Below are 22,138 nucleotides of genomic sequence, written 5' to 3'. Positions count from 1 at the left end.
GCGAGGAACCGTACCCTGTGCTGGTGAGCAGCCCCGCCCCCCCGAGCGCCGAGACCGATGCCCTGCCGGCATCGCTGGAGGCATTCCTGGCCAGCGTCGGCCCGCGTGCGTTCCGCTTCGCCGAGGCCGGCCTGCGCCAGCGCGAAGACGCCATGGATGCGGTGCAGGACGCGCTGCTGCGCATGCTGGATTACACCGACAAGCCGGCCGCCGAATGGGCGCCGCTGTTCTGGAGCATCCTGCGCCGCCGGGTGATCGACCTGCAGCGGCGGCGCCGCTTCCGCCTGCCGTTCTGGCGCGACAACCAGGACGCGGAAGGCGGCGAGATCGACTGGGCCGATCCCGGCCCGGACCCGGCACAGGCACATGAGCAGCGCCAGCAGTACCAGCAGCTGGTGGACGCGTTGCGCACCCTGCCCGCCCGCCAGCGCGAGGCCTTCACCCTGCGCGTGCTGCAGGACCTGGACGGGGCCACCACCGCCCGCGCCATGGGCTGCAGCGAAGGCGCGGTAAAAACCCATCTGGCACGCGCCCGGCAGGCGCTGCAGGACTACCTGGAGACCCACCCGTGAACCGCTCCCTGCCTTCCGATGACACCCTGCGCCGCCTGCACGCGCAGTCGCTGCAGGCGCTGTCGCCGGCAACGCTGGCCCGGCTGCGCCAAGCTCGCCACGGCGCCACGGCCACCACCCATCGTGGGCGCTGGCGCTGGTGGCTGGCCAGCGCCTGCTCACTGGTGGTTGCACTGGGCATCGGCCTGCAGTTCACCGGCCATGGCACGCTTGCGGGTCCGCCGCCGGACCCCGTGCTTGCTTCAGTGGAAGACAACGGCGCGCTCTACGACGAGAATCCCGATCTGTACCTGTGGCTGGGCGATACCGACCTGGCGATGGAGTAAATCATGTCCCGACTGCTTGCCCTGCCACTGCTGTTGACCCTGGCGCTGCTGCCGGCCGTTCCGGCGCTGGCGCAGAACGCCACGCCCGCCCCTGCCGCACCGGTCGCGCCATTGCCTGCGTGGGAGCAATTGAGCGAATCCCAGCGAGAGTCCCTGCTGGCGCCGCTGCGCGACCGTTGGAACAGCGCTGATGCCGGCCAGCGCCAGCGCATGCTCTCGCACGGCCAGCGCTGGCAATCGATGAGCCCGGAGGAGCGCGACAAGGCCCGCCGCGGCCTGCGCCGCTTCGAGCACATGAGCCCGGAACAGCGTGAACAGGCACGCGCCCTGTTCGGGCAGATGCGCAACATGCCGCCGGCACAGCGCGACGCGCTGCGCGAGCGCTGGTCGCAGATGACGCCGGAGCAGCGCCGGGACTGGGTGCGCGACAACCCGCCGCCGGCGAAGCCGCGGTAAGGCCCCGGGGAACGGGGTCAGAGCCCTTTGCTGACGCAAAGGGATCCGACCCCTGGCAGATTGCGGGAGATCGGGGTCAGATCCCTTTGCCAGAGGCAAAGGGATCTGACCCCACGTCATTCATGCCTGCCAGCGCGTCTTTGCCAGCAGCTCGTCGTCCCAGTCGAAACCGAGCCGCCCCTCGCGCACGAACAGCGCAACGAAGTTGAGCAGGTTGCGCGCATACATCTCACTGGCCTGGGTCGCGCCGCGACTGGCCAGGCCCAGCGGACCATCGATGGTCACGCCCTGGTGTTCGATGCAGTGCCCCGGCTGGGTCAGTGCACAGTTGCCGCCGCTCTCGGCCGCCAGATCGACAATGACGCTGCCGGTGGCCATGCCCTCCACCATCGCGGCGGTCACGATGGTCGGCGCCGGCCGACCGGGTACGGCAGCCGTGCAGATCACCACGTCCACGCTGCGCAGGTGGTCGGCCAGCCGACGCTGCTGCTCGGCGCGCTCCTCGTCGGTCAACGCACGCGCGTAGCCGCCTTCACCGGTCGCGCTCACGCCAAGATCGAGGAAGCGCGCACCCAGTGACTGGATCTGCTCGCGGGTTTCCGGGCGCACATCGAAACCTTCCACCTGTGCACCGAGGCGCCGCGCGGTGGCGATGGCCTGCAGGCCCGCCACGCCGGCACCGATCACCAGCACCTTGGCCGGCCGCACGGTGCCAGCGGCGGTGGTCAGCATCGGGAAGAAGCGCGGCGCGCGTTCGGCGGCAATCAGCGCGGCCTTGTAGCCGGCCATGCCGGCCTGCGAACTGAGTACATCCATCGCCTGCGCGCGGGTGGTGCGCGGCAGCTGCTGCAGCGGGAACAGCTGCAGGCGATCATCGGCCGCCAGCGCGGCCAGCGCCGGATCGTTGGCCGGTGCCAGCAGGCCAACCACGCTGGCACCGGGCCTGAGCTGCTCCAGCACCGTCGCAGGAGGTGCCTGCACGCACAGCAGGATATCGATCTCGGCCCAGCGGCCCGCGTCGAAGACACGTGCGCCGGCGTCGTCATAGGCGGCATCGGTGAAGCCGGCGGCCAGCCCGGCGCCGGCCTCGTACCAGACCGTAATGCCGAGGGCACCGAGCTTGCGCGCGGTTTCCGGTGTCAACGCCACGCGCCGTTCACCCGGCGCGGTCTCCTTGATCCCCAGCAACGCCACGGCCATGCAGGTCCCCGCTGATCGGTGAGTTTTCCCGATCCTAGCAGGCAGCCAGCACTCAGTGCAGGGTGGTGCTGCCCGGGTCGAGGCGGTCGATCACGCCCTGCATGGCGCTGTCGAAGGCGCCATCGTCAACGTGGGCACGCAGGCGGCCGAGCCGCACCATCACCGCCAGCTCTTCTGGCGAGGCCACGCAGAAGCGCACGCCGCGACGGTTGACGAACAGCAGGCGCGAGGAAATCGGGCTGACCCAGGACAGCTTGCCCGCCTGGACCTTGCCGTCCTTGTCGACGAAGTCCAACCAGTTGCCGATTTCCATGCGTCGGAAGCGGTCGGCATCGGCGTTGTCGAAATCGTCGGCATCGATCTGCCCGCTGAGTTCCACCGCTGGCGATTCGGCCACCGGCGGTGCCGGCAGCGCGACCTGCGGCAGCTCGGGCAGCGCGCGCTGCAGTTCCGGCCGCGACTCGGCGATGCCCTGCAACGTGTCGTGCAGGGCGTCGATCGCACCGGTAGCCGCATCGCCGTGCACACCGACGCTGGCAAACACCTTGGCCAGCACCGGCTGCCAGGCCTGCAGCCATGGCTTGCCGACAATCTGCCGGCGTGCCTCGGCCACTTCCTCCAGCAGGCCGTCGCCGAGGCTCAGTGCCTCGGCCACCGACGCGCCTTCTTCGCCCTCGCGCAGCAGCGCCAGGGTCAGGTGGTGCTGCCAGGGCTGGCGCAGGAACTCGGCAATGGCCGGCGGAAGGGTGGCATCACCGATGCGACGATCCAGTTCCGCACCGGCCCGGGTGCGGGCCATTTCCAGCTTTTCCTGGCCGCGTTGCGTTTCTGCGGCGCGACGCTCGGCGATTTCCACGCGGCGGCGATGCTGCACCAGGAACTCGCGGAATTCTTCTTCCAGGGTCAGGAAGATCGCCAGGTTTTCGTTGAACTCGGCCACCAGGCGCTCGATGATCTCCTCGACCTTGGCCATCAGCATGCGCTCGGCCTGGCTCTCGCCGGTGTTGCCCTCGCAGGCCTCGGCCAGCGAATTGAGCAGCTTGCGCGCCGGATGGGTCTTCTGCACGAACATGCGGCGGTCGAGCATGGCGACCTTGACGAAAGGCACGACCAGGCGGCCGATCAGTTCGCGCGAGCGGCCTTCCAGTTCACGCTCGTCCAGCATCACGTCGAACAGCATGCCGACCAGGTCGATGGCATCCTCATCCTGCGGGTCCAGCCGGGTCTGGCCCGGATCGACGCCGAGCTGGGTGGCGCTGGACAGCACTTCGCTCTTCAGCCGCTGCGCCAGCGATTCGCCGTCCTCGCCGATGGCTGCACGCAGCGTCGCGCTCGGCGTGGCCTGCAGCAGCGACAGCACCGACATCATTTCGCGCTGGCTGAGCGGGCGCTGCTGGCCGACCGCCACCTGTGCCGCAGACGTGGCGTCCTCACGCACATGGCGGGTCTGCTGCAGCAGTTCGTGCAACGCTTCCAGCAGCATGCCTTGCTGGCCGGCGTAGGCCTCGCCGGCGGCGCCATCATCGCCGCCCAGGTGCTGCTGCATATGCCCGCGGCGCTCGGACCAGCGGGCGGCAAAGCGCTGCGCCCAAGCCGGTGCGGCCTGCTCGTCATCGCTGAACCCCGGATCGACGCCCGCGCCGTGGCGATGCTCGACCAGGTCATCCAGCATCCCGGTCATGCGCGGATCCGGTGCCGGCGGTTGTGGGCGCTGCGGAGCCCCCATCTGCGACATCACGCCGGCTGCGGCCAGCTGCTCGTCCAGCTTCTCGTAGATGCGGCCGACCGGTGCACGCAGGTCGCGCTCGCACAGCTTGATCAGCACCAGATGCACTTCCGGGGCCAGTTCGCAACCGGCAAAGGCCTCGTGGATGGCCACGCCCAGATGTTCGGGGCTGATGGGATTGTGGTCGGCGTCCAGTTCCACGCCGCCGATCAACCGGCCCAGGCGGCGGTCCAGCCGCGCCAGCACCGGCTTGAAGTCACGCAGCAATACAGTGGCGAAATTGCGCACCGCCAACCGCGATTCCAGTACGTGTTCGGCCAGCAGGCTCAGGCCATCCTCGGCCGGCCCCGACAGGGTCGCCTCGGCCGACAGCGGCTCACCGGCCGCCAATGCGGCCCACGCCTGCTGCAGGTGGCCGGCGAAGGCGGCAGCGATCTCCTCACGGCGGCGGCGCAGTTCGCGCATCGCGTCCAGGAACAGCAACTGCGACGAGCCGGCATTGCCGGCGCGGTCGAACAGGGCATCGTCGAATCGCGCCAGTGCGGCCCCGAAGGCCTGGCACAGCGCGGGCAGGACCATGTCCCGGGCAAGCTGGAGCTGGGCCGGGTCACGGCCCGGCGATCCCATCGGTGTGGGCACGCTCATCATTCGGGAAGGCTCCCCACCTTCTCTGGTACGACAGACAGCATGGACATCGCGACGACCGGCACACCCCATGTACCGGAACGTCGATGGTAGGCCGGCCAGCCCGTCACGGACAGTGAAACAGTCCTCACTTCAAACCTCATGACCGGCGGCCCGGCAAGAGGGGTATCGTAAGCCGTGCAAGGCCCACGAGGCGAGGGGAAGCGGCTGTCCGTTTCCCGCCAGTGGCATGATGTTCATCACAGTTTGGTATTCAGGGGCCGGACGCGACACAGACGGCGTCATTGACCACCCCGACTATAATCAAACACCCGTGATGACCGGTTCAGACTCCATGCCCGACCCCGCTGCCCTGCTCGCCCTGGATGCCCGCCGCTCAGTGCCTTCGCGGCAACTGGGCGAGCCCGGCCCGGACCCGGCCACCCTGCAGCGGATGCTGGCGTCGGCCGTGCGCGTGCCCGACCACGGCAAGCGCGTGCCGTTCCGCTTCCTGAAGATCGCCGGCGATGCACGTCACACTCTGGGCGACTTCCTGGCCAAGCGCAGCCGCCAGCGCGACCCGCATGCCGGCGAGGCCGTGTTCGAGAAGGACCGCCAGCGTTTCAGCCACGCCCCTCTGGTGATCGTGGTGGTCGCCAGCCCGCGCCCGGACCCGAAGGTGCCGGAACAGGAACAGCTGATGACCGCCGGCTGCGTCTGCTTCGCCCTGCTGCAGGCCGCGCAGGCGCTTGGCTTCGGCGCACAGTGGCTGACGGCCTGGATGGCCTTCGATCCGGTCGTGCAGGCCCACCTGGGCCTGGTCGAGGGTGAACGCATCGCCGGCTTCATCCACATCGGCACCGCCAAGGCCGACGTGCCCGAGCGCGAGCGCCCCGACCCAGCGACCCTGCTGCAGGACTGGACGCCGCCGGCATGACCCTGCCGGCACCGCCGCCGTCGCTGTACCTGGTCGATGCCAGCATCTACGTGTTCCGCGCCTGGCACTCGCTGCCGGACCAGTTCCAGGACGCGCAGGGCTGGCCGACCAATGCCGTGCACGGCTTCGCCCGCTTCCTGCTGGACCTGCTGGAGCGCGAGCGCCCGCGGCACATCGCCATTGCCTTCGACGAAGCGCTCGACAGCGGCTTCCGCCACCGCCTGTATCCGGCCTACAAGGCCAACCGTGATCCGGCACCGGAAGCGCTCAAGCGCCAGTTCGTGCACTGCAAGGCGCTGTGCGCGGCGTTGGGCCTTGCCGTCCTCGCCCACCACGACTACGAAGCCGACGACCTGATCGGCAGCGCACTGCACGTGCACCGCGGCAGCCATCGCGGGGTGATCATCTCCGCCGACAAGGACCTGTCGCAGCTGCTGCTGGATCACGACGAACAGTGGGACTATTCCCGCAACCAGCGCTGGGACGTGGCCGGCGTGAAGGCACGGCACGGCGTGCATGCGCACCAGATTGCCGATTACCTGGCGCTGTGCGGCGATGCGGTGGACAACATTCCCGGTGTCAGTGGTGTCGGCAGCAAGTCCGCCGCCGTGCTGCTGGCCCATTTCGGCAGCTTGGATGCGCTGTACGAACGCCTGGACGAAGTGCCGTTCCTGCGCCTGCGCGGTGCCGCCCAGATGGCGGTGCGCCTGCGCGAGCAGCGCGAGCACGCCCTGCTCTGGCGCCAGCTGACCACCATCGCGCTGGACGCGCCGCTGGAAGGCAGCCAACCCGGCCTGCTGCGCCAGACCGCCGACCCCGAGCTGCTCGGCGGCCTGTGCCAGACCCTGCGCTTCGGCCCGATGACCCGCCGCCGGCTGTTCGATGCCGCCGGCGTACCCGATATTCTTCCCACCCACAGCGAGCCCGCATGAGCCAGCGCAACACCGAAGCCCCGCGTGTCGTCTATGAAGGCAAGTACCAGCGCATGCTGGTACGCGGCACCTGGGAATACAGCGAACGTACCCATGCCGGCGGCCTGGCCGCGATCATCATCGCGGTGACCCCGGAGGACAAGGTGCTGTTCGTCGAACAGTTCCGCGTGCCGCTGCAGGCCCCCACCATCGAGATGCCGGCCGGCCTGGTCGGCGACATCCACGCCGGCGAATCGATCGAAGTCTCGGCCGTGCGCGAGCTGGAAGAAGAAACCGGCTGGACCGCCGATCACGCCGAAGTGCTGATGATCGGCCCGACGTCCTCCGGCGCCAGCAGCGAGAAGATCGCCTTCGTACGCGCCACCGGCCTGCGCCGGATCGGCGAAGGTGGCGGCGATGACAGCGAAGACATCACCGTGCACGAGATTCCGCGCGCGCAGGCGGCGGCCTGGCTGGTGCAGAAGATGGGCGAAGGCTATGAGCTGGATGCCAAGCTTTGGGCGGGCCTGTGGATGATCGAGCACCACCTGGACGGGCGCCCGCGTGGCTGACGCCGATCTGCACGTACTGCCGGCGCTGCTGGGCGCCGACGACCCGGCGATCTATACCCTCCACCGGCCGCAGGGCGCCTCGCCTTACCTGCTGCTGGCCGATCACGCCGGCCAGCAGGTGCCACGCGCGCTGACCGGGCTCGGCCTGGCCCAGGCCGAGCTGGACCGCCATATCGGCTGGGACATCGGCATCGCCGGCACCACCCGCGCACTGGCCGAACGGCTGGATGCATGGGCGATCGAACAGACCTATTCGCGGCTGCTGATCGACTGCAACCGCCCACTGGCCTCGCCGACGCTGATTCCGGAAGTGAGCGACCACACCGTGGTCCCGGGCAATGCCAGGCTGTCGGCTGCACAGCGGCAGCAGCGCATCGATGCGATCCACGCGCCCTACCATGCGCGCATCGACGCGGAACTGGATGCACGCCGCGATGCCTGCCGCCCCACCCTGCTGGTGATGATGCACAGCTTCACGCCAGTGATGAACGGCACGCAGCGGCCGTGGCACGCCGGCGTGCTGTACCACCAGGACACGCGCTTTGCGCATGCACTGCTGCAGGCACTGCGCGATGAAGGCGACCTGGTGGTGGGTGACAACGAACCGTATTCGGTCAGCAGCACCAGCGACTACGCGGTACCGGTGCACGGCGAAGGGCGCGGCCTGGTGCACGTGGAACTGGAGATCCGCCAGGACCTGATCGCCGATGCCGCCGGGCAGCAGGCGTGGGCGGAGCGGCTGGCGCGGATCTTCAGCGCCTTGCAGCCACAGTTGCTGGCGTTCGGTTGAACGCTCTTGGACCCATCCCGTATCGGTAGTGCCGGCCGCTGGCCGGCAACCTCAATGATCCAACCACCCCGAGGTTGCCGGCCAGCGGCCGGCACCACCGCAGGCGTGGCACATCCACCTACGGCAGCGCCTTCAATCATGCCTCGTTGACCGGGCAGACGGCAGCAGCCGATTCGACCGGCGCCGGGCGCAGGCCCAGCGCGATCACCACGCCGAGCGCGGCGAACAGCGCGGCGCCGTACTGCGCATTGACCATGCCCTGCAGCGCATCAGGGCTGGTTGCCTCCTGCGTGCCGCGCGCGGCGTTGGCCACCATCACCAGTACCGCCAGTCCCAACGCGCCGCCGATCTGCTGTGCGGTGGCGGCCATGCCGGACGCCACACCCTGCTGCGGCCCCGGCACGCCCTGCCCGGCCACGATCCACATCGCCGTCCAGCTCATGCCCTGGCCCACGCTGAGCACCACGATGCCCGGCAGCAGCGGCCAGTAACCGGCGCCATGCGGCATCGCCAGCGCCACCGCAGTGATGCCGATGGCACCGGCCGCGAAGCCCCAGGCCAGCACCTGCCGTGGCGAACGGCGCCGCAGCATGCGTTCGGCAATGCGGATGCCGAAGGTGCACACCACGGTCGGCAGCAGGAAGGCCATGCCGGCCTGCAGCGGGCTCCAGCCGTAACCATCCTGGAAGTAGAGCGCCAGGAAGTAGTACTGCACGCCATAGCTGCTCATGAAGGCGAAGGTCAGGCCGAGTGCCGCGCGCAGGCCGGGCAGGCGCAGCAGCGCAAACTGCATCAGCGGGTCACGGCTGCGCTTTTCGATCTGTACGAACACCGTCAACAGTACGGCTGAAAGCAGCAGGCAGATGAGCGTGGCGCGGGCCGTCCAGCCCCACTCCGGCCCTTGCACCAGGGTGGTGACCAGCAGGCTGCCGCCGGCGGTGACGGTGAGGCAACCGGCCAGATCGAAGGAACGGCCCTGCACACGCGGGCCATCGGCCGGCAACCACGCGCCGGCCGCGACTGCACAGGCGGTGGCCAGCGGAACGATCACCGCCAGCACCGCCGGCCAGCCGAACGCCTGGGTCAGCACGCCACCGAGCAGCGTGCCCAGCGCCAGGCCGGCCGCACTGGCCATGCTCCAGATCGCCAGTGCGCGGTTGCGCACCCGGCCTTCCGCATACAACGTGTTGATCAGCGCCAGCGTGGCCGGGAACAGCAACGCGGCACCGATGCCCTGCGCCGCGCGCGCGATGATCAACAGGGTGGCATTCGGCGCCAGCGCGCCGAACAGCGACGCCAGCGCGAACAGCAGCATGCCCAGCCGGTAGAAGCGGCGGCGGCCGATCAGGTCGGCGGCGCGCCCGCCCAGCAGCAGGCTGCCGCCGAACGCTACGGTGTAGGCACTGACTACCCATTGCAGCTGCTGCGCGTTGATCTGCAGCGCGCGGCCCATGTCGTGCAGGGCGACGAAGATGATGGTGGCATCCAGGGCGATGATCAGCTGGGCAGTGGCCAGCAGGGTCAGCGCCCAGCGCGGGTACTTGAGGGGAGGCATCGGCGGTCTGGTGCGGTGGGGGAGCGCAGTCTCATTGATGCAACCGAATCAATAAACCCCCTACCAGCCATATCTGTCATGATTTTCATCATGAATGGGACCTCGATGGACCTCAATGCAGTGCGCATGCTGGTGCAGGTGGCAGAAGCCCGCAGTTTCACCGTCGCCGCCGGGCAGCTGGGCCTGAGCCAGTCCGGCCTGTCGCGCGCGATCGGCCGGCTGGAGGCCACGCTGGGGGTGAAGCTGCTGCAGCGGAACACCCGCAACGTGGCGCTGACCCCGGATGGCCGCCAGTTCGTCGATCAGGTGGCACCGCTGCTGTGTGGCCTGGAGGATGCCGAACGCCAGTTGGCCGACCGTCCCTGCACGCCCGCGGGCACCCTGAAGATCAGCGCGCCCTCGATGTTCGGGCGCAAGGTGCTGGTACCGCTGCTGGCGCCGTTGCTGCAACAGCACCCGCAACTGCAGGTGGAGGCCGTGCTCAGTGACCGTCTGGTCGATCTGGTCGAGGAAGGTTTCGATGCCGCCCTGCGCACCGGCGTCATCGCCGACCAGCGCATCGTCGCGCGCCCGCTGCGTCCGCTGCGCTGGGTGACGGTGGCCAGCCCCGCGTATCTGGCCCGCTGTGGCGCACCGGACGATGTGGCCGCGCTGCGGGATCACGCGTGCCTGGCGGTGCGCAACCTGCGCAGTGGCCGGCTGGTGGACTGGCAGTTCCTGCAGGAGGGCCAACTGCGCGACTTCACCCCACCGACGCGGATGGTGTTCGACAGTGGCGATCCGCTGGTGGAAGCGGCCATCGCCGGCATCGGCATCGTGCAGGTGATGGATTTCGCGGTGGCCGACGCGCTGGCTGACGGCCGCCTGCAACGCGTGCTGCAGCCGCTTGAAGGCCGCAGCCGCGCGCTGTCGCTGATCTACCCACCGTCGCGCCAGCACTCGCCAAAGCTGCAGGTGCTGGCCGACGCGTTGCTGGCCGGGGATTGGTAAATCCACGCCATGCGTGGATGAAGGTTTCGGCGGGGTCAGAACCCTTGGGTATCCGGTAGCGCCGGGCGCTGGCCGGCGAGCCACATCGGCCGGCGGCGAAACGGACCGGCAAGGCATTGCCGGCCAGCGGCCGGCACTACCGATCAGGCGAAGCCATCGGTGGCGCGCACCAGCGCGTCCACGTTCTCGGCTTCGAACGCCGAATGGCCCGAGGCCGGGGTGATTTCCAGCTTCGCCTTCGGCCACACCTTGGTCAGGTCCCAGGCGTTGGCCAGCGGGCAGACCACGTCGTAGCGGCCGTGCACGATCACGCCCGGGATGTCGGCGATGCGGTGCGCGTCGCGCAGCAGCTGGTCTTCCACCTCGAAGAAGCCACCGTTGACGAAGTAGTGGTTCTCGATGCGGGCGAAGGCCAGGGCGAAGTGCGGGTCTTCGTGGCTGTTGATGAAGTCGTCATCGACGTGCAGGAAACTGGTCGCGCCTTCCCACACCGCCCAGGCCTTGGCGGCTTCCAGGCGGGTGATTTCGTCGTCACTGGTCAGGCGGCGGTGGAAGGCCGAGATCAGGTCATGACGCTCCACCGACGGGATCGGCTTCAGGTAATGCTCCCACGCATCCGGGAACAGGCGGTTGGCGCCTTCCTGGTAGAACCATTCCAGCTCCCAGCGGCGCAGCATGAAGATGCCGCGCAGGACCAGTTCGGTCACGCGCTGCGGATGGGTCTCGGCATAGGCCAGGGCCAGGGTCGAGCCCCAGCTGCCACCGAACACCTGCCAGCGATCGACCTTCAGGTGCTCGCGCAGCTTCTCGATATCGGCGACCAGGTCCCAGGTGGTGTTGTCCACCAGGTCCGCGTGCGGGGTGGATCGACCCGCACCACGCTGGTCGAACAGGATGATGCGGTACTTGGACGGGTCATGGAACTGGCGCATCTTGTCGCTGCAACCACCGCCCGGGCCACCGTGCAGCATCACCACCGGCTTGCCGTCCGGGTTGCCGCACTGTTCGAAATACAGCGTGTGGCGGTCGTCGACCTTCAGGGTGCCGACGTCGTAGGGGGTGATGGCGGGGTACAGCGTACGCATGCTTGCAGCTCCAGGGTGATGCCCTGCCGGGGCAGGAGAACCCCCATTCTAGGCCGGTCGCCGGCCCAGGGTGATGCGGTCGCGCTGCTCCAGGTCCTGCACGGTCTGCACCTCGGCAAAACCGGCGGCGTCGAACAGCGCGCGGATCGCCGCGCCCTGGTCCCATCCGTGCTCGATCAGCAACCAGCCACCGGGCAGCAGATGCGCCTGGCCGCCGTCGATGATGCGGCGGATGTCATCCAGGCCGTCCACACCGGACGCCAGCGCGGAGGCCGGTTCGAAGCGCAGGTCGCCCTGTCGCAGGTGCGGGTCGTCGCTGGCGATGTACGGCGGATTGCTCGCAATCAGGTCGAAGCGCATGCCCTGCAACGGCGCGTACCAATCGTGCCCGCCCTCGGCGAAGCGGACGTTGCGCAGTTCATGGCGCGCGGCATTGCGCGCGGCCACGGCCAGCGCACCCGGGCTGGCATCGGTGGCCAGCACCTGTGCCTGTGGCCGCTCGCTGGCCAGCGCCAAGGCGATCGCGCCGCTGCCGGTGCCCAGGTCAGCCAGCCGCAGCGCACGGTCCTGCGGCAGGCGTTCCAGCGCCAGCTCGACCAGCAGTTCGGTCTCCGGGCGCGGGATCAGCGTGGCCGGATCGACCTCCAGATCCAGCGTCCAGAATCCGCGGCGGCCGGTCAGGTAGGCGACCGGCTCGCCGGCCACGCGGCGGGCCAACAGCGTCTCGAAGGCGGCCTGGTCGGCGGCGGCCAGCGGATCGGTGGCATGCGCGAACAGCCAACTGCGTGGGCGGTCCAGCACATGCAGCAGCAGCAGCTCCGCCTCGTGGCGGGCTTCGACGCCGCCCAAGCGGGCACTGGCGTCGGCCACGATCTGGCGCAGGGTGGGTTCGGTTTGGAAAGACATTCCGCAATTGTAGAGCCGAGCCCGCGCTCGGCTGCTTCTGGAGCCGCCGAGCGCGGGCTCGGCTCTACAAAATCGGAATCCGTTCAGGTTACGCCGGACGGGATAAGGAGGGGCTATCGGCCCCAGGCAGCGGTCCGGCGAGATTTTCCTTGTCACACAGTCAGTTGCAGGATGAAAGCGGCCGGGTTCAGTGCCTGCTCAGTGCATTTTGATAGACTCCATCTATCAAATAGATGCAATCAATGCATTGTTCTTATCGCCAGCGAATGGGTAACCTAGCTCCTGTCGATTCACCCACTCCCCTTCACCAAGAGGAAAAATGATGTCCCTCATCAACACCCAGATCCAGCCGTTCGAAGCCAACGCTTACCACAACGGCGAGTTCATCAAGGTTTCCGACGCCAGCCTGAAGGGCCAGTGGTCCGTCCTGATCTTCATGCCGGCCGCCTTCACCTTCAACTGCCCGACCGAGATCGAGGACGCAGCTGACCACTACGCCGAGTTCAAGAAGGCCGGCGCCGAGGTCTACATCGTCACCACCGATACCCACTTCTCGCACAAGGTGTGGCACGAGACCTCGCCGGCCGTCGGCAAGGCCCAGTTCCCGCTGGTCGGCGACCCGACCCACCAGCTGACCAACGCTTTCGGCGTGCACATTCCGGAAGAAGGCCTGGCCCTGCGCGGCACCTTCATCATCAACCCGGAAGGCGTGATCAAGACCCTGGAGATCCACTCCAACGAGATCGCCCGTGACGTGTCCGAGACCCTGCGCAAGCTGAAGGCTGCCCAGTTCACCGCCGCCAACCCGAACCAGGTGTGCCCGGCCAAGTGGAAGGAAGGCGAGAAGACCCTGACCCCGTCGCTGGACCTGGTCGGCAAGATCTAAGGCAGTACCGGCCTGCCGTGGCCCCACGCCGCGGCGCGCCCTTCATCCCCGTGCCGGTCCCCCCGCCGGCGTGGGGGTGAACCCAAGACAGCCAACGCTCGCCCGCCTTGGCCAGCCAGCCCCTTCCACGGTCGCTGTCTTGGGTTCACCCCGACCCCCAGCTGGTCCGCTACCTTGTACAGCGGTGCCACGCCCTCTGTTTGCCTGAAGCCAGGAGAAGACCGATGTTGGACGCCAACCTGCAGTCGCAGCTGAAGACCTATCTGGAGCGCGTGACCCGCCCGATCCAGATCACCGCGCACGCCGACGACGGCGCCAAGTCGCAGGAAATGCTGGAACTGCTGCAGACCCTGGACAGCCTGTCGGACAAGATCTCGCTGCAGGTGCTGCGCGATGGCCAGGGCCGCGTGCCGTCCTTCGACCTGGGCACCCCGGGCCAGGACATCCACCTGACCTTCGCCGGCCTGCCGATGGGCCACGAGTTCACCTCGCTGGTGCTGGCGCTGCTGCAGGTCGGCGGGCACCCGTCCAAGGCCACCGCCGAGCTGATCGAGCAGGTGCAGAACCTGGAAGGCGACTACCGGTTCGAGACCTACTTCTCGCTGTCCTGCCAGAACTGCCCGGACGTGGTGCAGGCGCTGAACCTGGCCGCGGTGCTCAACCCGCGCATCCAGCACGTGGCCATCGATGGCGCCCTGTTCCAGGACGAAGTCGAGAAGCGCGAGATCATGTCGGTGCCGACCGTGTACCTCAACGGTGAAATCTTCGACCAGGGCCGCATGACCCTCGAGCAGATCGTGGCCAAGCTGGACACCAACGCCGGCAAGCGCGATGCCGAGAAGATCGCCGCCAAGGACGCCTTCGACGTGCTGGTGGTGGGCGGTGGCCCGGCCGGCGCTGCAGCGGCGATCTACGCCGCACGCAAGGGCATCCGTACCGGCATCGCCGCCGAGCGTTTCGGTGGCCAGGTGCTGGACACCATGGCGATCGAGAACTTCATTTCGGTGAAGGAGACCGAGGGCCCCAAGCTGGCCACGGCGCTGGAGCAGCACGTGCGCGAGTACGAGGTGGACATCATGAACCTGCAGCGCGCCAGTGCGCTGGTGCCGGCCGGCGAAGACGGCCTGGTGCAGGTGCAGCTGGAAAACGGCGCGGTACTGAAGTCGCGTTCGGTGATCCTGTCCACCGGCGCGCGCTGGCGGCAGATGAACGTGCCGGGCGAAGACCAGTACCGCAACAAGGGCGTGGCGTACTGCCCGCACTGCGATGGCCCGCTGTTCAAGGGCAAGCGCGTGGCGGTGATCGGCGGCGGCAACTCCGGCGTGGAAGCGGCCATCGACCTGGCCGGCATCGTGTCGCATGTAACCCTGCTGGAGTTCGATTCCAGCCTGCGCGCCGATGAAGTGCTGCAGAAGAAGCTGCGCAGCCTGGGCAACGTGACCGTGCTGACCAGCGCGCAGACCACCGAAGTGCTGGGCGACGGCAGCCGCGTCACCGGCCTGGTCTACAAGGACCGCGTCGGCGGCGATGCCCACCGCGTCGAGCTGGAAGGCATCTTCGTGCAGATCGGCCTGCTGCCCAACACCGAGTGGCTGAAGGATGTGGTGGCGCTGTCGCCGCGCGGCGAGATCGTCATCGACGACCGCGGCCAGACCAACCTGCCGGGCGTGTTCGCCGCTGGCGATTGCACGACGGTGCCCTACAAGCAGATCATCATCGCCATGGGCGCCGGCTCGACCGCCGCACTGAGTGCGTTCGACCACCTGATCCGCTCGTCGGTGAGCAACAGCAGCGGTGCCGTTGCTGAAGCAGCCTGATCCACCGTTCCCAGATCACCGGGAACATTGTCTGCCTGTCGGGTAACCACGCCGTCAGCCGGTCCGTTACCCCTGGGGTGTAAGGATGAACCTACGTGATCTGAAGTACCTGGTAGCCCTGGCCGACCACAAGCATTTCGGCCGGGCTGCCGCCTCCTGCTTCGTCAGCCAGCCCACGCTGTCGACGCAGATCCGCAAGCTGGAAGAAGAGCTGGGCCTGCCGCTGGTGGAACGCGCACCGCGCAAGGTGATGCTGACCCCGGCCGGCCAGGAAGCGGCGGCTCGGGCGCGGGTGATCGTGTCCGAAGTGGAACAGCTGAAGGAGGCGGCGCGACGCAGCCGCGATCCGGAAGCCGGCACGGTGCGCCTGGGCATCTTCCCGACCCTCGGCCCGTACCTGCTGCCGCATGTGATCCCGCGCATCCGCGAGCGCTTCCCGGAGCTGGAACTGCTGCTGGTCGAGGAAAAGAGCGACGTGCTGCTGGACCGCCTGCGCGAAGGCAAGCTCGACGCCGCACTGCTGGCCCTGCCGGTGATCGACGACCAGCTGCATGCCGAATTCCTGTTCGAGGAACCGTTCCTGCTGGCCGTGTCCGGGCGCCACCCGCTGGCCCGCCGCGAACACCTGGACGTGCAGGAGCTGGCCACGCAGAAGCTGCTGCTGCTGGAAGACGGGCATTGCCTGCGCGACCAGGCGCTGGAAGTCTGCCGCCTGTTCGGCGCCAACGAGAAGTCCGAATTCCGCGCCACCAGCCTGGAAACGCTGCGGCAGATGGTCGCCGCCGACGTCGGCATCACCCTGCTGCCGAGCCTGTCGGTGCAGCCGCCGGTGCCGCGCTCGAACAACATCCGGCTGCTCGATTTCACCGGCGAAGGCCGTCCCAGCCGCCGCATCGCCATGATCTGGCGCCGCAGCTCGGCCATGAACGACTTCCTGATGGAGCTGGCCGACCAGTTCAAGCGCCTGCCGCAGGCACTGTTCACGCTGGAGGCGCTCGATGCCGGCAGCGATGCACCGGCCCTGCCCGGCCCCGCGCTGAACGGCTGAGCCCCCGCAGCACCGGCCCGGAATCGGCAGGAGTCGATTCCGGCCGCATTTGTCCCCACAATACAGACAGGCGGCGCCAGCAGGTGCCGCCTTTTGCATGGCTTTCAACCAAGGAGCTTCACCATGAACACCGCCAGCGGCCTGCCGCCGTCGATCACCGTTTCTACCTTCGACATGGACCGCCTGGACGCCATGCTCGAATCCCCTGCGCTGAGCCAGACGCCTGCCGCGCTCGCGCTTGCTGAAGAACTCAACCGGGCCACCGTGCTGGCGCCGGACCAGATTCCCGAAGGCATCGTCATGATGCATTCGCGCGTGGAGTGCGAAGATGAAGTGTCCGGCGAAAAGCACGTCCTGACCCTGGTCTTCCCCCGCGAAGCCAATGTCGATGAAGGCAAGGTCTCCGTGCTGGCCCCGGTCGGCAGTGCCCTGCTCGGCCTGGCCATCGGCCAGAGCATCGACTGGAACGCGCCCGGCGGCCGCAAGCTGCGCCTGCGCGTGACTGCGGTCCACAACGACCGCCCCTGATTACCGCTGCGCACCGCGCGCGATTCGATCCCCCTGCACCAGGAGCCGTAATGAGTACCCCGTCCAAACTGTCCCAGCTGCGCGAACTGTCCGTGGTCGTTGCCGATACCGGTGACTACGAGGCGATCAAGCGCCTGCAGCCGGTGGACTGCACCACCAACCCGACCCTGGTGAAGAAGGCGCTGGACCTGCCGGTCTACGCCGAACTGATCGAACGCGAACTGGCCTGGGGCCGCCAGCAGGCGGGCGACCGCGAAGCCGTGGTGCACGCCGTGGCCGACCGCCTGACCATCGGCGTCGGCGCGCTGTTGAGCACGCTGGTGCCGGGCCGCGTGTCCACCGAAGTGGACGCCGACCAGGCCCACGACACCGCCGCCACCGTGGCCAAGGCCCGCCAGTTCATCCAGATGTACGCCGATGCCGGGGTGCCGCGCGAGAAGATCCTGATCAAGATCGCCGCGACCTGGGAAGGCGTGGAAGCCGCGCGCATCCTGCAGGCCGAAGGCATCGACTGCAACCTGACCCTGATCTTCAACCCGACCCAGGCGCTGGCCTGCAGCGAGGCCGGCGCGTTCCTGATCTCCCCGTTCGTCGGCCGCATCCTGGACTGGTACGTGGCCAACGGCCAGACCCCGGCCAGCATCGACGAAGACCCGGGCGTGAAGTTCGTGCGCGGCGTCTATGCCGAATTCAAGCGCCGCGGTTCGAAGACGGTGGTGATGGGCGCCTCGTTCCGTTCGACCGCACAGATCGAAGCGCTGGCCGGCTGCGACCGCCTGACCATTTCGCCGGACCTGCTGGAGAAGCTGGACGCCGACCACGGCGCGCTGCCGCGCAAGCTGGTGGCCGGTGCCGCTGATGGCGCGGCGGTGCCCCCGATCGATGCGGCGACGTTCGCGGCGGATCTGGCTGCTGATCCGATGGCGACCGAGAAGCTGGCGACCGGTATCGATGCGTTTGCCAAGGATCTGGAAGCGCTGCGCGAGCGGATCCGCGCGGCACTGTGAGGATTCTGGCCAACGGCTGAGCCCCTCGTGGCGGGGGGCTCAGAGCAAAAGCCGTGCTGGGTCGGGCGGGTTGGGTTCGCGGGAGACGCCGTGAATCCATCCCTGGAGGCTTGGCCGCCGCATCCATGCGGCGGACACTCCCGCGAACCCAACCCGCCCGCCCTCTGACAGTTTTCGGTGGCCACCCGCCAGGGAAGAAAGAAAGAAGAGCAACAGCGGGTCGCGCGCTTCGCTTGCTCGGAGCCGAGCATGGCTCGGCTCTACAAGGGCAATGCAGAACCAAATAAAAAGGACGCGGCGAACGCCGCGTCCTTTTTGTTTTCCATCAGTTCGTCAGTAACCCAATGCTCTTTCCCACCCTCACCGGGAAACTGTCGGGGGTGGGGCGGTGTGGGTTGGCAGGACCGTTGGCGCCATGGATGGCGCCATCGAGCCCCCAGGGACGGGTTCACGGCGTGTCCTGCCAACCCACACTGCCCCACCCAACAAGCAGCAACCCAGAGCCGCTTTGGCTTTGGCTTTGGCTTTCAGCCGTTGACGTTGCCCGCCGCAGGCGGACCACCGCGCGTCAGCGCGGCGCCTCCACATCCAACCCGATCGGGCAGCTCACGCCGGTGCCGCCGATGCCGCAGTAGCCGTTCGGATTCTTCGCCAGGTACTGCTGGTGATAGTCCTCGGCGTAGTAGTACGCCGGTGCCGGGTACACGATCTCGGTGGTGATCGGGCCGTAGCCGGCCGCATCCAGCTGGGCCTGGTAGGCCTCGCGGCTGGCCAGCGCGGCAGCGTACTGTGCCTCGTCGGTGGCGTGGATCGCCGAACGGTACTGGGTGCCGGTGTCGTTGCCCTGCCGCATGCCCTGGGTCGGGTCGTGGCTTTCCCAGAACAGCTGCAGCAGCCGTTCCAGGCTCACCACCGCCGGGTCGAACACCACCTGCACCACTTCGGTGTGCCCGGTCAGGCCCGAGCACACTTCTTCATAGGTCGGGTTCGGGGTGATACCGCCGGCGTAGCCGACCGAGGTGCTGTACACGCCCGGCTCGGTCCAGAACTTCCGCTCGGCGCCCCAGAAACAGCCCAGCGCGAAGCGGATCTGCTGCAGGCCCGCGAAACGGTCCTTCAGCGGATGGCTGTTCACGAAGTGCTGGTTGCTGTGCAGCGGCAGCGGTTGCTCGCGCCCTGGCAGTGCCTCTTCCGGGCGCGGCAGGCGCTGCTTGAAGGCCCCGATGCCGAGGATGCCCTGGCCAATTCCCAACATGATGCGCTCCTACGCCGGCAGTCCGGCCATATCGTCTGCATCGGAAATGGGGTCGGCGGCGGCCTGGCCCAAGTCCAGCGCCGCGATGATGTCCTCCGCCTGCGGCCGCGCCGCGTCGGGGATGCCGACCCGCAACACACCGAACAACGGCAGCTCGCCCATGCCCCCCAGCAGCTGCTCGCCGAACACGAAGGCGGGGATGCCGGCGTTCTCCAGCGCGTGCTTGACCAGATGGGCGTCGAACAGGTTGTCGGCCTTGTACACGATGTGCATGCGGCGGCTCCTCGGGGCAGGGCTCCAGCATACGCCCGGGGGCTGAATGGTGCCGGGGGCGGGATCGGAGAGTTGCCGGCCAGCGGCCGGCACTACCAGAGGGCGGGGCCGGCATCCCCACACCCCACCGGGCAGCCCTGCCCCGTACGCGCTAGACTGTTGGTCTTTCTGCCTTTCTTTTCGCCGACTCATGTCCGAGCACACCCCCGCCAGCCCCGAGACCCCCGCCGACAGCCACGAAAAGCGCGATTTCATCCGCCAGATCGTGCGCGAGGACCTGGCCAGCGGAAAGCACCAGGCGATCAAGACCCGCTTCCCGCCGGAGCCGAACGGCTACCTGCACATCGGTCACGCCAAGTCGATCTGCCTGAACTTCGGCATCGCCGGTGAATTCAGCGGCGTCTGCAACCTGCGCTTCGATGACACCAACCCGGCCAAGGAAGATCCGGAATACGTGGCCGCGATCCAGGACGACGTGCGCTGGCTGGGCTTCGAGTGGAACGAGCTGCGCCACGCCTCGGACTATTTCCAGGCCTATTACCTGGCCGCCGAGAAGCTGATCGAACAGGGCAAGGCCTACGTCTGCGACCTGTCGGCCGAGGAAGTGCGCGCCTACCGCGGCACCCTGACCGAGCCGGGCCGCCCGTCGCCATGGCGCGACCGCAGCGTCGAGGAAAACCTCGACCTGTTCCGCCGTATGCGCGCCGGTGAATTCCCGGATGGTGCGCGCACCCTGCGCGCCAGGATCGACATGGCCAGCGGCAACATCAACCTGCGCGATCCGGCGCTGTACCGCATCAAGCACGTCGAGCACCAGAACACCGGCAATGCGTGGCCGATCTACCCGATGTACGACTTCGCCCACGCGCTGGGTGATTCGATCGAAGGCATCACCCACTCGTTGTGCACGCTGGAATTCGAAGACCACCGCCCGCTGTACGACTGGTGCGTGGACAACGTCGATTTCGCCCATGACGATGCGCTGACCCAGCCGCTGGTCGATGCCGGCCTGCCGCGCGAAGCGGCCAAGCCGCGCCAGATCGAGTTCTCGCGCCTGAACATCAACTACACGGTGATGAGCAAGCGCAAGCTGATGGCGCTGGTCACCGAACAGCTGGTGGACGGCTGGGAAGACCCGCGCATGCCGACCCTGCAGGGCCTGCGTCGCCGTGGTTACACCCCGGCCGCGATGCGCCTGTTCGCCGAGCGCGTGGGCATCAGCAAGCAGAATTCGCTGATCGACTTCAGCGTGCTGGAAGGCGCGCTGCGCGAGGACCTGGACAGTGCCGCACCGCGCCGCATGGCAGTGGTCGATCCGGTCAAGCTGGTGCTGACCAACCTGCCGGAAGGCCACGAAGAGCAGCTGACCTTCAGCAACCACCCGAAGGACGAAAGCTTCGGCAGCCGCGAAGTACCGTTCGCACGCGAAGTGTGGATCGACCGCGAGGACTTCGCCGAAGTGCCGCCGAAGGGCTGGAAGCGCCTGGTCCCGGGGGGCGAAGTGCGCCTGCGCGGCGCCGGCATCATCCGCTGCGACGAAGTGATCAAGGATGCCGACGGCACCATCACCGAGCTGCGTGGCTGGCTGGATCCGGAATCGCGTCCGGGCATGGAAGGCGCCAACCGCAAGGTCAAGGGCACCATCCACTGGGTCAGCGCCGTGCACGGCGTACCGGCCGAGATCCGCCTGTACGACCGCCTGTTCTCGGTGCCGAACCCGGACGACGAATCGGAAGGCAAGACCTACCGCGATTACCTCAACCCGGAATCGCGCCGCACTGTCACCGGCTATGTCGAGCCGGCCGCGGCCAGCGCCGCGCCGGAGCAGTCGTTCCAGTTCGAGCGTACCGGCTACTTCGTGGCCGACCGCCGCGACCATACCGCAGCCACGCCGGTATTCAACCGCAGCGTGACCCTGCGCGATACCTGGTCGGCCTGAGGACCTGCGCGGGCGCCTGGATGGCGCCCGCAGGACCGCGACGATGATCACCGCCCTTTCCGTCCTGCTCTGGTTCATCTCGCAGCATCCGCTGCTGACGTTCTTTGCAGCAATGGTGCTGGCCGGGCTGGTCTCGTGGTGGCGGCGCTTTCCGGGCTACGCCATCGTGGTGTTCCCGCTGGCGATGCTCAACATGTTCCTCGGCCACTTCCTCAACGCCGCCTTCCTCAGCGTGGTGGGCGAGCGTGGTGAAGCGGTGATCGTCAAGGCCGAGCGAACCAGCTCCACGCTCAACGAACAGTACATCTGGCGCTACGAAGCGGTGCTGCGCACGGCCGAGGGGCGCGACGTGGACGTGGTGTTCCACACCAACACCGCTTCGCTGTGGCCGCTGGAAAACGCCATCCGTATCCCGGCGCGCGACCAGCCGTTCGTGGTCAAGTACACGCCGGGCTTCCCGCGCAACTTCGTCATCCTCACCAACGAGTCACCGCACGGCGTCGCCCAGGCCCGGGCCAGCGCGCGCGAGCGGGTGGAGGTGGCGGCACGCAAGCTGCATTTCAGCCCGGGTAATGCCGGTTTCCGCGCGGACTATCGCCGCGAGCTGGAAACCTGGCTGCGCGACCACGGCAACGATCCGCAGCAGCAATCCGACGCGCAGCGATATCGCGCCGAGCTCGACGCACTCGACCGCTAGCCCCAGGCCCTGCCTGGATGTTCCGCCTTATCCATCCA

22 protein-coding genes are annotated in these 22,138 nt (G+C 68.0%); 15 read left to right on the top strand and 7 right to left on the bottom strand.

Features of this window, described 5'->3' with window-relative positions:
* Window positions 1-17 precede the first annotated feature (17 nt).
* Genes AC5P7A_RS07915 through AC5P7A_RS07905 form a run of 3 tightly spaced genes read left to right on the top strand, consistent with a single transcriptional unit; the run spans window position 18 to window position 1,354 of the window.
* The gene (locus AC5P7A_RS07915; RefSeq protein ID WP_014646017.1) at window positions 18-572 is read left to right on the top strand and encodes an RNA polymerase sigma factor; all 555 of its coding nucleotides are present in this window, start codon (window positions 18-20) and stop codon (window positions 570-572) included.
* Window positions 569-898 (top strand): membrane protein, encoded by a 330-nt coding sequence (locus AC5P7A_RS07910; RefSeq protein WP_032956964.1) that lies wholly within the window; start codon window positions 569-571, stop codon window positions 896-898. Before AC5P7A_RS07915 ends, AC5P7A_RS07910 begins: the two co-directional genes overlap by 4 nt.
* 3 nt (window positions 899-901) lie before the next feature.
* Entirely contained in the window at window positions 902-1,354 is a 453-nt protein-coding gene (locus AC5P7A_RS07905; protein WP_014646015.1) for a DUF3106 domain-containing protein, read from the top strand.
* Between the two features lie 120 nt (window positions 1,355-1,474).
* Here AC5P7A_RS07905 and AC5P7A_RS07900 read toward each other — a convergent pair whose 3' ends face one another.
* Together AC5P7A_RS07900 and pacR are read right to left on the bottom strand one after the other, a co-directional pair.
* Entirely contained in the window at window positions 1,475-2,554 is a 1,080-nt protein-coding gene (locus AC5P7A_RS07900; RefSeq protein WP_069118521.1) for an NAD(P) transhydrogenase subunit alpha, read from the bottom strand.
* 52 nt (window positions 2,555-2,606) lie between these two features.
* Complete coding sequence (gene pacR, locus AC5P7A_RS07895) at window positions 2,607-4,928, bottom strand: PacR family protein (RefSeq protein WP_041863077.1); 2,322 nt, start codon at window positions 4,926-4,928, stop codon at window positions 2,607-2,609.
* A gap of 331 nt (window positions 4,929-5,259) precedes the next feature.
* Between pacR and AC5P7A_RS07890 the strand changes: the two genes are divergently transcribed.
* From AC5P7A_RS07890 to AC5P7A_RS07875, 4 genes are read left to right on the top strand one after another with little or no spacing between them, the layout of a single operon-like run.
* A complete protein-coding gene (locus AC5P7A_RS07890) occupies window positions 5,260-5,841 on the top strand; it encodes a nitroreductase family protein (RefSeq protein ID WP_014646012.1) in 582 nt (193 codons plus the stop codon).
* A complete protein-coding gene (locus AC5P7A_RS07885; protein ID WP_495220013.1) occupies window positions 5,838-6,773 on the top strand; it encodes a 5'-3' exonuclease in 936 nt (311 codons plus the stop codon). The genes AC5P7A_RS07890 and AC5P7A_RS07885 overlap by 4 nt, the downstream gene beginning before the upstream one ends.
* Window positions 6,770-7,324: an NUDIX hydrolase gene (locus AC5P7A_RS07880; RefSeq protein WP_024957736.1), complete on the top strand. Its 555-nt coding sequence runs from the start codon at window positions 6,770-6,772 to the stop codon at window positions 7,322-7,324. The genes AC5P7A_RS07885 and AC5P7A_RS07880 overlap by 4 nt, the downstream gene beginning before the upstream one ends.
* The gene (locus tag AC5P7A_RS07875; RefSeq protein WP_126411753.1) at window positions 7,317-8,114 is read left to right on the top strand and encodes an N-formylglutamate amidohydrolase; all 798 of its coding nucleotides are present in this window, start codon (window positions 7,317-7,319) and stop codon (window positions 8,112-8,114) included. Before AC5P7A_RS07880 ends, AC5P7A_RS07875 begins: the two co-directional genes overlap by 8 nt.
* Window positions 8,115-8,250: 136 nt before the next feature.
* On the opposite strand, the gene AC5P7A_RS07870 is transcribed toward AC5P7A_RS07875, so the two are convergent.
* On the bottom strand, window positions 8,251-9,669 hold the full coding sequence (locus AC5P7A_RS07870) for an MFS transporter (protein ID WP_126411752.1): 1,419 nt from the start codon (window positions 9,667-9,669) through the stop codon (window positions 8,251-8,253).
* A 105-nt stretch (window positions 9,670-9,774) separates the two neighbouring features.
* Between AC5P7A_RS07870 and AC5P7A_RS07865 the strand changes: the two genes are divergently transcribed.
* Window positions 9,775-10,659, top strand: a complete 885-nt coding sequence (locus tag AC5P7A_RS07865) for a LysR family transcriptional regulator (protein WP_014646007.1) — start codon at window positions 9,775-9,777, stop codon at window positions 10,657-10,659.
* 143 nt (window positions 10,660-10,802) lie between these two features.
* Here the strand turns inward: AC5P7A_RS07865 and pip are convergent, their stop codons facing one another.
* Together pip and prmC are read right to left on the bottom strand one after the other, a co-directional pair.
* Window positions 10,803-11,744 carry a prolyl aminopeptidase gene (pip, locus tag AC5P7A_RS07860; protein WP_126411751.1) on the bottom strand — a complete coding sequence of 314 codons (942 nt, stop codon included), beginning with the start codon at window positions 11,742-11,744 and terminating at the stop codon, window positions 10,803-10,805.
* Between the two features lie 48 nt (window positions 11,745-11,792).
* Complete coding sequence (gene prmC / locus AC5P7A_RS07855) at window positions 11,793-12,650, bottom strand: peptide chain release factor N(5)-glutamine methyltransferase (RefSeq protein ID WP_414611590.1); 858 nt, start codon at window positions 12,648-12,650, stop codon at window positions 11,793-11,795.
* Between the two features lie 322 nt (window positions 12,651-12,972).
* On the opposite strand from prmC, the gene ahpC reads away from it, so the two are divergent.
* The 5 genes from ahpC (at window position 12,973) to AC5P7A_RS07830 (ending at window position 17,936) form a co-directional block, all read left to right on the top strand.
* Window positions 12,973-13,536: an alkyl hydroperoxide reductase subunit C gene (gene ahpC / locus AC5P7A_RS07850; protein WP_005408159.1), complete on the top strand. Its 564-nt coding sequence runs from the start codon at window positions 12,973-12,975 to the stop codon at window positions 13,534-13,536.
* A gap of 224 nt (window positions 13,537-13,760) precedes the next feature.
* Window positions 13,761-15,353: an alkyl hydroperoxide reductase subunit F gene (ahpF, locus tag AC5P7A_RS07845; RefSeq protein ID WP_014646004.1), complete on the top strand. Its 1,593-nt coding sequence runs from the start codon at window positions 13,761-13,763 to the stop codon at window positions 15,351-15,353.
* Window positions 15,354-15,438: 85 nt separating this feature from the next.
* The gene (locus tag AC5P7A_RS07840) at window positions 15,439-16,401 is read left to right on the top strand and encodes a LysR substrate-binding domain-containing protein (RefSeq protein WP_014646003.1); all 963 of its coding nucleotides are present in this window, start codon (window positions 15,439-15,441) and stop codon (window positions 16,399-16,401) included.
* A 123-nt stretch (window positions 16,402-16,524) separates the two neighbouring features.
* A complete protein-coding gene (gene rnk / locus AC5P7A_RS07835) occupies window positions 16,525-16,929 on the top strand; it encodes a nucleoside diphosphate kinase regulator (protein ID WP_014036052.1) in 405 nt (134 codons plus the stop codon).
* A 50-nt stretch (window positions 16,930-16,979) separates the two neighbouring features.
* Window positions 16,980-17,936 (top strand): transaldolase, encoded by a 957-nt coding sequence (locus tag AC5P7A_RS07830; RefSeq protein WP_049440146.1) that lies wholly within the window; start codon window positions 16,980-16,982, stop codon window positions 17,934-17,936.
* A gap of 568 nt (window positions 17,937-18,504) precedes the next feature.
* On the opposite strand, the gene msrA is transcribed toward AC5P7A_RS07830, so the two are convergent.
* Window positions 18,505-19,170 (bottom strand): peptide-methionine (S)-S-oxide reductase MsrA, encoded by a 666-nt coding sequence (msrA, locus tag AC5P7A_RS07825; protein ID WP_032956996.1) that lies wholly within the window; start codon window positions 19,168-19,170, stop codon window positions 18,505-18,507.
* Window positions 19,171-19,200: 30 nt separating this feature from the next.
* A complete protein-coding gene (locus AC5P7A_RS07820) occupies window positions 19,201-19,464 on the bottom strand; it encodes a putative signal transducing protein (RefSeq protein ID WP_032956987.1) in 264 nt (87 codons plus the stop codon).
* 190 nt (window positions 19,465-19,654) lie between these two features.
* On the opposite strand from AC5P7A_RS07820, the gene AC5P7A_RS07815 reads away from it, so the two are divergent.
* Entirely contained in the window at window positions 19,655-21,403 is a 1,749-nt protein-coding gene (locus tag AC5P7A_RS07815) for a glutamine--tRNA ligase/YqeY domain fusion protein (RefSeq protein ID WP_049440148.1), read from the top strand.
* A 43-nt stretch (window positions 21,404-21,446) separates the two neighbouring features.
* Entirely contained in the window at window positions 21,447-22,100 is a 654-nt protein-coding gene (locus tag AC5P7A_RS07810; RefSeq protein WP_329768665.1) for a hypothetical protein, read from the top strand.
* Window positions 22,101-22,138 lie beyond the last annotated feature (38 nt).

Source organism: Stenotrophomonas sp. YJH_SMC_65 (assembly GCF_059369475.1).
This window is presented reverse-complemented; position numbering and strand designations above follow the sequence as displayed.